A 12,600-nucleotide genomic window follows, 5' to 3' on the forward strand; every position below is an offset into this window, starting at 1 on the left:
AGGACCGAGGCACGGCGGAGCCATGGTGATCGACGACAACCCGGCAGATGCGCGTGCCCGGCCCCAGCCCCGCGACGCCGCCACCCCCATGTGCCGGTCGGCCTCAGGGCGCCGGGACGGGCCGGGGCGGCCCTCGGGGTCCTCGGGGTCCTCGGGGTCCTCGGGGTCCTCGGGGTCCTCGGGGTCCTCGGGGTCCTCAGGCCCCTTACGGGCCTTACGGGCCTTACGGGCCTTACGGGCCTTACGGGCCTTACGGGCCTTACGGGCCTTACGGGCCTTACGGGCCGCCGGGTCGAGCCCCTGGCGACCCGGCCGGGGGTCGGGCTCCCCGTTCCCCCTGCAGCCCGAAAGGAGTCCGGGAGGCCCAGGGGCGGCCCGTAGGGACTCTCGGAACGACTTGCAGGGATTCGGATCTGCCCGTAGGGGACGGTCCCGAGACCCGCCCCTCTGAGGCTCGTCTCCTCCCGATGCCCTCGCATGGCGACCCGGACCCGGACCCCGAGCCGCCCTCGGGTCCGCCCCGGACATCCGGAGGCCCCCGGCCCACGGCCGCCCCGCCCAAGGCCTCCCCCGGCGCGCGGCTCATCGCTGCCGGACCGGCGCCCGCGCGCTACCCGGCTTCAGGCCCCGGACGACCGTCCCTGCGTACGTCGGGCACCGCTCCGGCAGCGGCGGGCCGAGGCCGGAAGACCAGCCGGTCGAGGAGGGACGAGGAGGGACGGGGCCCCGGGACGCCGGGGGGCAGAACGCTCGGGACCCACGTCACCCGGACGCCCCGCCGGAGCCCGCGACACTCCGTGCAGCCCGCGCCGCCCTCCGTATCCCCGCAGGTCAAACCGTCTTTATGTGCACAAGACACTCTTTCGGCGTACCGTCGAGTGGTTCCCACCCTCGACGCCACGGGAGAGCGTGTGCCCCGCTCCAGTACCGATCATGTCCCGACGCCCCACCGGGGGCGCCGTCCACGTCTCCGGACGGCGGCGATCGCGACGGGTGTGGTCGCCGTCGCCGCGGGCGGGCTGTACGCGGCCGGGCTCCTCGCCGCCGGTGACGACATATCCGCCGGCACCCGTGTCGGCGGCGTGGACATAGGCGGGATGAGCCGCGCGGCGGCCGAGACCAAGCTGTCGGCCGAGGCTCCGGCCGCGTGGAGCGCCCCGATACCCGTACGGGTCGGCGACCGCGCGATGACCGTGCCGCCCGCCACCGCGGGCCTCACCGTGGACACGGCGAGAACCGCCGAGCTGGCGGCCGACCCGTCCCGCGACCCCTTCACCGTGATCGGGCGGCTCTTCTCCTCGGGCGAGCGCGAGATACAGCCCGTCCTGGCGTATGACGACGCCAAGGCGAAGGCCACCGTGGCCGACATCGCGAAGAAGAACGACCGCGCGGTCCGCGAGGGCTCCGTCGCCTTCCGCGACGGCAAGGCCGTCTCGACGCAGCCCGTCACCGGCCAGAAGCTGGACACCGGGCGGGCCGTGGAGACCCTGCGCGCCGCCTACCCGGCCGCCACCGGCGCCGCGCCCGTGGTGCTGCCCGTGGCGATGACCGAGCCGAAGCTGCCCGCCACGGAACTGAACCGTTTCCTCGACGCGTACGCGAAGCCCGCCGTCTCCGGTCCGGTGACGCTCACGGCGGGTCAGGAGCGGCTGCGGATCTCCGCCGCGACGCTCGGCGACCACCTCACCGTGAAGCCTCAGGACGGCGGGCTGACGGCCGCGCTGGACGCGGAGGCGCTGCTGCGCGACCCGGACGTGTCCCGTCCGCTGGCCTCGATGACGGGTGCGCCGGTCGAGGCGCGCCTCGGCGTCCAGAACGGCAAGGTCGTGGTGGAGCAGGAGGGCAGGCCGGGCCGCGAGGTCACCGCGAAGGCCCTCGGTGCCGCCGTAGAGCCGCTGCTCACGAAGACCGGCGCGGAGGCGCGGACCGCGGCGGTGGCCACCGAGGTCACCCAGCCCGAGCTGACCGGCGACTCCCTGGCCCGGCTCGGCATCACCGAGCAGATGTCGTCCTTCACGGTGGACTTCCCGGTCGCGCCGTACCGGACGACGAACATCGGCCGGGCGGCCGAGCTGATCAACGGCTCGCTGGTGCGGCCGGGCGAGGTCTGGAGCTTCAACCAGACGGTCGGCGAGCGGACCGCGGACAACGGTTTCGTCGACGGCACGATGATCCTGGACGGCCAGTACCGGTCCGCGCCGGGCGGCGGTGTGTCGGCGATGGCGACCACCGTCTTCAACGCCATGTTCTTCGCCGGGGTGAAGCCCGTCGAGTACGGCGCCCACTCCTTCTACATCGAGCGCTATCCGGCCGGCCGTGAGGCGACCGTGGCCTGGGGTTCGCTGGACCTGAAGTTCCGCAACGACACGGGCAAGCCGATCTACATCAAGGCGGGCGCGACGGACTCGTCGGTCACGGTGAGCTTCCTCGGGACGAAGAAGTACGACTCCGTGGAGGCGGTCGCCGGTCCGCGCACCAACCTCACGGAGCCCGCGAAGCGCGAGGGCACCGGCGAGGCGTGTGTGCCGCAGCAGCCGCTCGAAGGCTTCGACATCTCGGTGGACCGGGTGTTCAAGGACGGCGGCGCCGAGGTGAAGCGCGAGACGTTCAAGACGCACTACACCCCGCGTGACGAAGTGATCTGCAAGTGACCCGCGAGTGACCGACGGCTGAGCGGGGACGGCGAAGCCGACTCCGCAGGCGTGGGCGCGGGCTGGGACGAAGGGAAGCGGCGGCGGGAGTCCGCGGGGTGTCCACCGGACGACCGACGGGCGGCCCCGGGGCGACCGCCGCCCGTACGGCCCTCGCCGCAGGACGTCACCCCGGGCCGTACGGGGGTCTTCCCCTGCCGGAAGGGTGTCTTCCCGTACGGCAGGGGCATGACTCCGGAGCGCGGCCCGCCAGGCTCCGGGGCCCGTCACACCGACCCGTCGGAGGCCCGCCTTGGCCGTGCGCAGCGATCCTTTCGAGCGGCTCCTCGGCGACGCGGCGCGCGCGGGTGTGTACCCGGGCGCGGCGTGGGCCGTGGGGGACGCGGACGGCGTCCTGACGGAGGGTGCCGTCGGCGTTCTCGACCCGTCGCACCCCGGGGAGCCGGTGCGGCCGGACACGCTGTTCGACGTCGCGAGCCTCACCAAGATCCTGGCGGTGTGGGCGGTGATCGGCACCCTCGTCGACGCGGGGAAGCTGGACCTGACGGCGCCGCTGGGCACCTACTGGCCCGAGACCGCGGGGCGGCCCCTCGCCGGGGCCACGGCCCACCACCTCCTCACGCACACCGCGGGCCTCCCGCCGCGCGCCAACCTCCGGCACCTGTACGGCTCCGATCCGCAGGACGTCAGGGACGGTGTCCTCGCGGAGCGGCTGCGGCACCCGCCGGGGGACGCCGTCACCTACACCGACCGGGCGGCCCTGATCCTCGGCTATCTCGCCGAGCACCTCACCCGCGAGCCGCTCCCCCGGCTGGCCGAGAAGCGGGTCTGGGTCCCGCTGGCCATGACGGAGACCCGGTTCGGTCCGCTGCCGCCCCGGCTGTGGGAGCGGTGCGCGCCGACGGAGTACGACGAGGAGTCCGGCGGTCCGCTCCGGGGCACCGTCCACGACTTCTCGGCCCGGCTGCTCGGCGGGGCCTGCGGGATCGCGGGGGTGTTCACCACCACCGCCGACACCGGACGGTTCCTGCGTCAGCTGCTCGACCCGGGACCCGGCCCGTTCTCGCCCGACTGGACGGCCGCGTCACTGCGCGTCCGCACCGGTGAACTCTCGCCGCCGCGCGGGCTGTTCTGGCATCCGGCGCCGGAGACGGATGCGGCGCGGGGCGTCTGGGCGCATTTCGGCTTCACGGGCACGGGCGTCTGGGTGTCCCCGGCCAGGGGCCGTTGGGCGGTGCTCCTCACCAACCGGCTGCGGCTCACCCGCGATCCGGGGCCGCTGGCCCGTGTCCGGGACGGCTTCCGGGCCCTCGCCTTCCCGTGACCCTTCGTCGGCGCTCCCCCGGAAGAAGCCACTGTGACGTGCGTCACGCATTAAAGGTCCTTTAAGGAGCAAGGCCGCGAAGCTTCCGCTATCGCCCGCATTACGGTGAGTTGACGCTCGCTCCGAACGCCGGTCAACATCTCCACAGCTTCGTCGCACCCCTCGGCCACCCCTCATCCGGAGCACTCGATGCGCAACAGGGCTGCCCCGACCACAGCGGCCACCTCCGTCGCCCATGGGACCGCGCCTCCCGAGCCGCCCCCCGGCGACCACGTCTTCGGGCGGCTCGCCGGACCGGGCCACGACGGCGCGGGCGCGCGCGGACAGGACGTCGAACTCTTCGACGCCACGCTCCGGTTGCCGCCGGTCCCGGCCCACGCCCCGGCCGCTCACCCGCCGGTGGCGCGCCGGTCCCGGCACGCCCGGACGGCGTCCCCGGCCCGCAGGTCCATGGCGCTCCCCCTGACCCTCGCGGGAGCCCTCTCGGCGGGTCTCGGCATGGCCCTGTCGGTCTGGCTCTCCCCCGAGCACTCCCCCGCCACGGCACCGGCGACACCGCCCGCCCGGACCCCGGCCACCCCGGCCCGCACCCCCGCGCCGACGCCCTCCGCCACCACCGCGCCGCCGAAGGGCCCTGCCACGGTGGTGCCCGCCACGGCCGCACCGGCCACCGCCTCACCCGCGTTCGGCCCCGGGACGACCCACCCGCCGTCCTCGTTCAGCCCCGACCAGGGCGGACACTCATCGCCCCGGGACCTCATGGTGGGCAGCACCGGCTCCGACGTCGCCGAGCTCCAGGTACGGCTCCAGGAGTTGTCCCTCTATCTCGGCTCGGCCGACGGAGTGTTCAGCCAGGACGTGGCACAGGCCCTGGGCCGCTTCCAGCTCGCCCGGAACCTCCCGGACGCGCCGGGCGTGTACGGCTCCGCCACCCGGGCCGCCCTGCGGGTCGAGACCAGCGGCCGACGCTAGGCCGTCTCCTTCGGGCCCGGCCCGCGCCGCCCGGTGCGGGCCTGACCGGCGGGGTCAGGACCCGGGAGGTCTCTTTCGGGTCCGCCCGGCGCCCGCGCGGTGGGGCCGGCGGTCCGGGACACCTCGGGACACGATCCGGGAAGGGGGCCCGCGCACCCCGGAGAGCTGCGCCGACGGCGTCCCGCAGGGGTCCCGGACGGTCTGGGACGGGGCGGGGCGCGGTGTCCGTACCGGCTCCCGTTGCTAGTTTGCTACCCGGCGGGCGGTGTCCTCGCGGGCAGCGCGTCCAGGCCTTCCAGACATTCGTCGATCCGCTTGCCCAGATTGTGCTCGCGGGCCAGTTCCAGACAGGTTTCCCAGGTCGCGCGGGCGGCGTCCCACTCCTCGAAGTGGTGATGGGCACGCGCGGTGAAGACCAGACAGTCGGCCGTACCACCGACGTCGTTCATCCGGTGCCGGATGCCCAGCGCCTCCGCGAGGGAGGCGAAGGCCTCGTCGCGGCGCCCGAGAGCACGGAGGATGTCGCCGTACTTGGTGAGAGAAGTGGCGAGGAACAGGCGTTGTCCGTCGGTGCGCAGCAGCTCGATCACGCGACGGGCGTCCGCCGCCGCCTGGTCGAGGTCGCCGAGCAGCTGCCGGGCGTCGGCGATCCGGCTGAGGACGAGCGTCTCGCCCCGGGTGTTGCCCGCCTCGCGGTACAGGTCGCGGGAGAGTTCGGCGTGCGTGAGCGCCCGTTCGGCGTCCTCGATCTGGGAGTAGAGGGACGACATGTTGCCGAGGATCGATGCCTGGGCCAGGACGTCACCGCGGCCGGTGAAGAGTTCCAAGGCGATCCTGAGGTGGGCGAGGCAGGCCTCGTTGCGGAAGGCCATGCCGTGGGCGACGGCCATGCGCCGGTGCAGCCAGGCCTGTCCGAGGGTGTCGTGGTGGGCGCGGGCGATCTCCATGGCCTGCCCGAGGCAGGCGTCCCACTCGGCGGTCCACCAGTGCGTACCGGCGTATCCGAAGAGTCCCACGGCGAGCCGCCACGCCATGTCGGAGCGGCCCAGTTCCCCGGCGCGGGTCAGCGCCTCCCGGATGGCGGGGAGTTCCTTGGCCGTCCAGCGGATGGCCTGGTCGTCATCGGCGAACTCGGGCAGCGCCGGGGGCGTTCCGGTGGGCGGATCGAGGGGTGGCGGGGACTGTGTCTCGTGGGTGGCGGCCCGGGAGGCGCGGAGCAGGGCCGTGACGTACCAGGAGAGCAACCGGAGGACGGCCGCGGTGCGTTCGGCCTCGGTGTCCTCCTCCTCGCCGCGCTGCCAGGCGTACTCGCCGAGGAGGTCGTGGAGCACGTACCTGTCGGGTTCCGGGGTGAGGACGAGGTGGGCGTCGGCGAGGACGTCGAGGACGGCGGCCGCGCGGGCCTCGGTGACGTCGAGCAGGGCGGCGGCGGACTGCGGGGTGACCTGGTGACCGGACCAGATCCGGCCGAGGAGCCGGAAGGCGCGGGCGCCTTCGCGCTCCAGCGGCTGGTCGCTGTCACGCATGGCCACGTAACTCATGGCGAAGGTCCGCTGGACGTCGAAGTCGCCCATGGCGAGGGTCTCCAGGCGTCCCTGGTGCGGGGTGAGGCGTTTGGCGAGCAGGGCGAGCGGCCAGGACGGGCGGGAGGCGAGACGGCCGCCGACGATGTGGAGGGCGAGCGGCAGGCCGCCGCAGGCGTCCATGATGTCGGCGAGCGCCTCCGGCTCGTCGCGGACGCGTTCGGCGCCCGCGAGCCTGGCGAGCAGCGCGTGCTGGTCGGGCGCGGGCAGCGGGGACAGCGGCACCTTGACGGCGTCGGGCAGGTCGGCGAGCAGTTGCCGGCTGGTGATCAGGGCGGCGCTGCGGCCTCCGGCGGGCAGCAGGGGTGCCACGTGGGCGGCGTTGCGCGCGTTGTCGAGGAGCAGCAGGACGCGGCGGTCGGCGAGGGCGGTGCGGAAGAGCAGGGCGCGGTCGTCGGTGTCCTCGGGCAGGGAGTCCCGCTGGACGCCGAGGTCGGAGAGGAAGCGGGCGAGCAGTTCGTGGGCCGACCGGGCGCCGCCGACGCAGTAGCCGCGCAGGTCGGCGTAGAGGGCGCCGTCGGGGAACGCCTCGCGGACCCGGTGGGCGACGTGGACGGCGAGCGCGGTCTTGCCGATGCCGCCCATGCCGGAGATGACGACGGGACGTATGTGCGCGGGCGGGCCCGGGACGACGGGGGGCGGGAAGACGTCCGGCGTGCCCGCGCGCGGGTGCCCTTCGGGCGGCCCGGGGGCGCCGAGCAGGGCGCGGACCGCGGCCACCTCGGCCGCGCGGCCGGTGAAGGAGCCGGCCTCCCAGGGGAGCTGGAAGGGCGGGCGTGAGACCGCGGTACGGGCCCGGTCCCGTGTCCGGGGGCCCGGTTCGCCGGTGAGCACGTCCTGGTGGGCGCGCTGGACGGCGGCGCTCGGTTCGGTGCCGAGTTCGTCGACGAGGCTGCGGCGCAGCCGGTGGTAGACGGCGAAGGCCTCGGCCTGGCGGCCGGACCGGTGGAGGGCGAGCATCAGCCGCCGGTGGAAGCCCTCCCTGAGGGGGTGTTCGGCGGCGAGGGTGCTGAGCGGGGCGACGGCCTCGTGGTGTTGTCCCAGGCAGAGTTCCGCGTCGAAGCTCCACTCCAGGGCCTGGAGACGGGCCTCGGCGAGCTGGTGGACGCGGAGCGCGGGCCCCTCGGTCTCGGAGAAGGGGGCGAGGTCGGCCAACGGCGTGCCGCGCCACAGGCGTACGGCGAGCGCCGCCTCCCGGCGGACGCCTTCCCAGTCCTCCAGGCGGTGTGCCTGCTGGACGGCCCGGACGCGGGTCTCGAAGGCGTCGGAGTCGAGTTCGCCCTCGTGGACGACGAGCTGGTAGCCGGGGGCGACGGTCCGCAGGCGTTCCTCGGGGCCGTCGTCGACGGTGGTGAGGGTGCGGCGCAGCCGGGTGAGGTGGTTGGCGAGGGAGGCGTCGGCGCTGGCGGGCACGGAGGCGCCCCAGAGGGCTTCCTTGAGGGCGTCGCGGGAGACCGCGCGGTTGGCCTGGAGGAGGAGTGCGGCAAGGAGGACCCGGACCTTGGGGCCGGTCACCGGACGCAGCTCCGTCCCGTCGTGGACGACGAGCGACCCGAGCAGCCCGAACTTCACCACGATGCCCCCTGCGCCAAGGTAGGCGGGCCCGCCGGCCCGCGGCGGTTCCCGACGGGCCCCATCGTACGGTTCGGCACCCCTTGATTGATCAAACCACCTGGGGGTTACCATATGAGCGCCGCCTAGCTCGAAAGATACTCTTGTGACTGTCAATGACGACTCGTTCACCAGTTGGAAGAACCGCGAGGAGATCGCGGAGTCGATGATCCCGATCATCGGGAAGCTGCACCGGGAGCGGGACGTCACCGTCCTGGTCCACAGCCGCTCCCTGGTGAACAAGTCGGTGGTCAGCATCCTCAAGACCCACCGCTTCGCCCGGCAGATCGACGGCGAGGAGCTCTCGGTCACCGAGACGCTCCCTTTCCTGCGCACGCTCACCACGCTCGACCTGGGCCCGTCCCAGATCGACATAGGCATGTTGGCCGCCGAGTACAAGAACGACGGACGCGGCCTCACCGTGGAGGAGTTCACCGCCGAGGCCGTCGCCGGGGCCACGGGCGAGAACAAGACCGAGCGCCGCGACGGGCGTGACGTGGTGCTGTACGGCTTCGGCCGCATCGGCCGCCTCGTCGCCCGCCTCCTCATCGAGAAGGCCGGTTCGGGCAACGGCCTGCGCCTGCGCGCGATCGTCGTCCGGGGCGGTGGCGACCAGGACCTGGTCAAGCGCGCCTCGCTGCTGCGCCGGGACTCGATCCACGGCCAGTTCCAGGGCACGATCACCGTCGACGAGGCGAACAGCACCATCGTCGCCAACGGCAACACGATCAAGGTGATCTACGCGAGCGACCCCTCCGAGGTCGACTACACGGCGTACGGCATCGAGAACGCCATCCTGATCGACAACACCGGCAAGTGGCGTGACCGCGCGGGCCTGTCGAAGCACCTGCGCCCCGGCATCGACAAGGTCGTCCTGACCGCGCCCGGCAAGGGCGACGTGCCGAACATCGTGCACGGCGTCAACCACGACACGATCAAGCCGGACGAGCGGATCCTGTCCTGCGCCTCCTGCACCACGAACGCGATCGTGCCGCCGCTGAAGGCGATGGCCGACGAGTACGGCGTGCTGCGCGGCCACGTGGAGACGGTCCACTCGTTCACGAACGACCAGAACCTCCTGGACAACTACCACAAGGCCGACCGCCGAGGCCGTTCCGCGCCGCTCAACATGGTGATCACCGAGACCGGTGCGGCCTCGGCCGTCGCCAAGGCGCTGCCGGAGCTGAAGGCGCCGATCACCGGCAGCTCGATCCGCGTCCCCGTCCCGGACGTCTCGATCGCGATCCTGAGTCTGCGGCTGGGCCGCGAGACCACCCGCGCGGAGGTCCTGGAGTACCTCCGCGACGTCTCGCTGCACTCGCCGCTGAAGCGCCAGATCGACTTCACCACCGCCCCCGACGCCGTCTCGATGGACTTCGTCGGCTCGCGCCACGCGTCCACCGTCGACGCGGGCGCGACCAAGGTCGACGGCGACAACGCGATCCTCTACCTCTGGTACGACAACGAGTTCGGCTACTCGTGCCAGGTCATCCGGGTCGTCCAGCACGTCTCCGGCGTGGAGTACCCGACCTTCCCGTCCCCGGCGGTCTGACCGGCCCGGCCCGACGACGGCGCGCCGCACCTCCCCGGGGGTGCGGCGCGCCGTCGTTCCGGCCCCTCCGGCACATCGAAACGGAACCTGCTATAGTCATCAGAAGTTGCAGTCGTGGTTCCCAAAGAAACTTACAGTGCCTTTGACGATTCGACATCGTCGGGCGCTTTCTGTGTTTTCGGTGCAGTTTTCCGGACGGGGCAATCATCACGGCGACTCCGGGTGGCGCACAGTGCGTCCCCCTGGGCTACGCCCCGAAGGAGATTTAGACATGGCCAACGGCACCGTGAAGTGGTTCAACGCGGAAAAGGGCTTCGGCTTCATCGAGCAGGAGGGTGGCGGCCCGGACGTGTTCGCCCACTACTCCAACATCGCCACCTCTGGCTTCCGTGAGCTCCAGGAAGGCCAGAAGGTGACCTTCGACGTCACGCAGGGCCAGAAGGGCCCGCAGGCGGAGAACATCCTCCCCGCCTGACGTTCACACGTCCGACGCAGCCGGAGCCCTCACCCATGTGGTGAGAGCTCCGGCTCGTCGCGTTTTCCAGGAAGGTCCCCATGAACAGCACGAGCAGCACGGACGACAAGGGCGGCGCGACCGGGTTCGCCGCCTTCGGCCTGCCGCCGGAGGTCCTCGCGGTCCTCGCCCGGCTCGGGGTCGACGAGCCGTTCCCCATCCAGTCCGCGACCCTTCCCGACGCCCTCGCGGGCCGTGACGTCCTGGGACGCGGCCGGACCGGCTCCGGCAAGACCCTCGCCTTCGGTCTCCCCCTGCTCGTCCGCACCGCCGGCCGCCGCGCCGACTCCCGACGGCCCCTCGCGCTGGTCCTCGTACCCACGCGTGAACTCGCCCAGCAGGTCACCGAGGCGCTCGAGCCGATCGCACGGGCCCTGAAGCTGCGCACGGCCAGCGTCGTCGGCGGGATGTCGATCGGCCGCCAGGCCGCCGCGCTCCGCGAGGGCGCCGAGGTCCTGATCGCCACCCCCGGCCGTCTCATGGACCTCGTCGAGCGCAAGGACTGCCGTCTCGACCGGGTGGCCGTGACCGTCCTGGACGAGGCCGACCAGATGGCCGACCTCGGCTTCCTGCCCCAGGTCACCGAACTGCTCGACCTGACGCCGCCCGGCGGCCAGCGGCTGCTGTTCTCCGCCACCCTGGACCGCGATGTCGATCTGCTGGTCGAGCGGTACCTGAACGACCCGGCGGACCACTCGGTGGACCCCTCGGCCGCCGCCGTCTCCACGATGGACCACCATGTGCTCCTCGTGCACGGCCCCGACAAGTTCGCCACGGCCACGGAGATCGCCGCCCGCGACGGGCGCGTCCTCATGTTCCTGGCCACGAAGGCGACCGTCGACCGCTTCACCAAGCACCTCCTCGGCAGCGGTGTCCGCGCCGCCGCGCTGCACGGCGGCAAGTCCCAGCCGCTGCGGACCCGCACCCTGGAGCGCTTCCGGAACGGCGAGGTGCCGGTCCTGGTGGCGACGAACGTGGCCGCGCGCGGCCTGCACATCGAGGAGCTCGACCTCGTCGTCAACGTCGATCCGCCCGCCGACCACAAGGACTACCTCCACCGGGGCGGGCGCACCGCCCGCGCCGGGGAGTCCGGGCTCGTCGTCACCCTGGTCACCCCCGAGGAGCGGCGCGAGGTGGCCCGTCTGATGGCCGACGCGGGCATCCGCCCCCAGGAGACCCGGGTCCGTTCCGGCGAGGCCGAACTCAGCCGGATCACCGGTGCCCGCGCCCCGTCGGGCGTCCCCGTCGACGGCGCCGCGCCGAGCACGGAGGGCGCGCGGCGCGGCGGCGCGGCCTTCCGTGGCGTGGGCACCGTCCCGGGCCGCCCCGGCCGCGCGAAGAACGAGTCCCGCAAGGCGACCGAAGCCCGCCAGGCAGCCGAGGCCCGCAGGGCCGCGAGGGTCCGCCGGGGCAACTGAGCCACCGGGTCGCCGCCGGGGCCCTGCGCGGACCACCGGGTGCCCAGGCGGGCATCCGGTGGTCCGCCGGGCGGCTACGTCTCGCCCCGGCGAGTCCTGGGCCGTGGGGCTCTGGTGCCCCTCGGGGAGTCCCCCGGGCCCGGAGGAGAAGCGCCGGGACCTCCTCGGACCCGTAGGGGCCCCGGAACCCTCACGGGTTACCGAGCCCCGTAGGGGTCTGGGAGTCCTCAAAGGCCCGGACATCCCTCAAGGGAGTTCCGGGCCCGTAGGGGACGCTTCACCCGGAGGGGTTTCGGCCCCCGTAACGGCCCCTGTCCCGGGCGAATTCCGGCGACCCCGCAAGCCCCTTCCCGTGAGGGCGCCCACCCCATCCCTCACGGGACGGGAGTCCCATGAGGAATTCGGCTCCCCCGCAAGGAATTCCCCTCTCCCGTAAAGAAGTTGCCCTTCCCGTCCGAAAAGCCGTGGGTCCTCACGCGTCCGTCCGTCGTTGAGCAGCGCGACGCATCCAGACGTTTTCGGAGGACCCATGAGCGAGCCCATCAACACGACCGGCACCGGTCCCGGCCCCGCGGCCATCGCCCCGGGCGCCCCCGCTCACCGGCCGGTGAGCGGGGGCGCCTCCTGGGAGACCGTCGGCGCGCTCGCCGCGCTGTTCTCCGGGTTCGACAGCGGGCGGGGGATCTCGGCCGAGGAACAGTGGACGCTTCAGGTGCTCAAGCTCGCCGAGGAGGTCGGGGAGGCCGCTCAGGCGGTCGTCGGCGTCCGGGGGACCAATCCGCGCAAGGGCCGCAGCCACAGCTGGGACCAGGTGGCCGAGGAGGTCGCCGACGTGGTGATCACCGGCATGGTCACCCTGGCCCGGATGCGGCCGGAGGACGCCCCGGAGTACTTCGCCTCCGTGCTCGCCGACAAGTCCGCGAAGTTCCTCCCGTACGCCGAACGCCCCTGAGGCGAGGGCCACGAGGGCCGCCG

Annotated in this window: 8 protein-coding genes; 7 read left to right on the forward strand and 1 reads right to left on the reverse strand. The window is 73.2% G+C overall.

The features are described from left to right. Positions 1-911: 911 nt before the first annotated feature. The 3 genes from ACIO92_RS19335 to ACIO92_RS19345 all read left to right on the forward strand — a co-directional run bounded on the left by ACIO92_RS19335 (position 912) and on the right by ACIO92_RS19345 (position 4,947). Positions 912-2,651: a VanW family protein gene (locus tag ACIO92_RS19335; protein WP_401237106.1), complete on the forward strand. Its 1,740-nt coding sequence runs from the start codon at positions 912-914 to the stop codon at positions 2,649-2,651. Between the two features lie 292 nt (positions 2,652-2,943). After that, entirely contained in the window at positions 2,944-3,975 is a 1,032-nt protein-coding gene (locus ACIO92_RS19340; protein ID WP_401237105.1) for a serine hydrolase domain-containing protein, read from the forward strand. Between the two features lie 189 nt (positions 3,976-4,164). After that, positions 4,165-4,947 (forward strand): peptidoglycan-binding protein, encoded by a 783-nt coding sequence (locus ACIO92_RS19345; RefSeq protein ID WP_402281914.1) that lies wholly within the window; start codon positions 4,165-4,167, stop codon positions 4,945-4,947. A gap of 251 nt (positions 4,948-5,198) precedes the next feature. Here ACIO92_RS19345 and ACIO92_RS19350 read toward each other — a convergent pair whose 3' ends face one another. Further along, complete coding sequence (locus ACIO92_RS19350; protein WP_402281912.1) at positions 5,199-8,105, reverse strand: AfsR/SARP family transcriptional regulator; 2,907 nt, start codon at positions 8,103-8,105, stop codon at positions 5,199-5,201. Positions 8,106-8,247: 142 nt separating this feature from the next. On the opposite strand from ACIO92_RS19350, the gene ACIO92_RS19355 reads away from it, so the two are divergent. The 4 genes from ACIO92_RS19355 to ACIO92_RS19370 all read left to right on the forward strand — a co-directional run bounded on the left by ACIO92_RS19355 (position 8,248) and on the right by ACIO92_RS19370 (position 12,577). Next, positions 8,248-9,693 (forward strand): glyceraldehyde-3-phosphate dehydrogenase, encoded by a 1,446-nt coding sequence (locus ACIO92_RS19355; protein WP_402057062.1) that lies wholly within the window; start codon positions 8,248-8,250, stop codon positions 9,691-9,693. A gap of 271 nt (positions 9,694-9,964) precedes the next feature. After that, positions 9,965-10,168: a cold-shock protein gene (locus ACIO92_RS19360; protein WP_030218719.1), complete on the forward strand. Its 204-nt coding sequence runs from the start codon at positions 9,965-9,967 to the stop codon at positions 10,166-10,168. A gap of 80 nt (positions 10,169-10,248) precedes the next feature. Further along, entirely contained in the window at positions 10,249-11,625 is a 1,377-nt protein-coding gene (locus tag ACIO92_RS19365) for a DEAD/DEAH box helicase (protein WP_402281910.1), read from the forward strand. Between the two features lie 529 nt (positions 11,626-12,154). Continuing rightward, on the forward strand, positions 12,155-12,577 hold the full coding sequence (locus ACIO92_RS19370; protein WP_402281908.1) for a MazG-like family protein: 423 nt from the start codon (positions 12,155-12,157) through the stop codon (positions 12,575-12,577). Positions 12,578-12,600: the final 23 nt, after the last annotated feature.

This window comes from Streptomyces sp. NPDC087215 (assembly GCF_044744885.1).
Classification (GTDB): Bacteria; Actinomycetota; Actinomycetes; order Streptomycetales; family Streptomycetaceae; genus Streptomyces.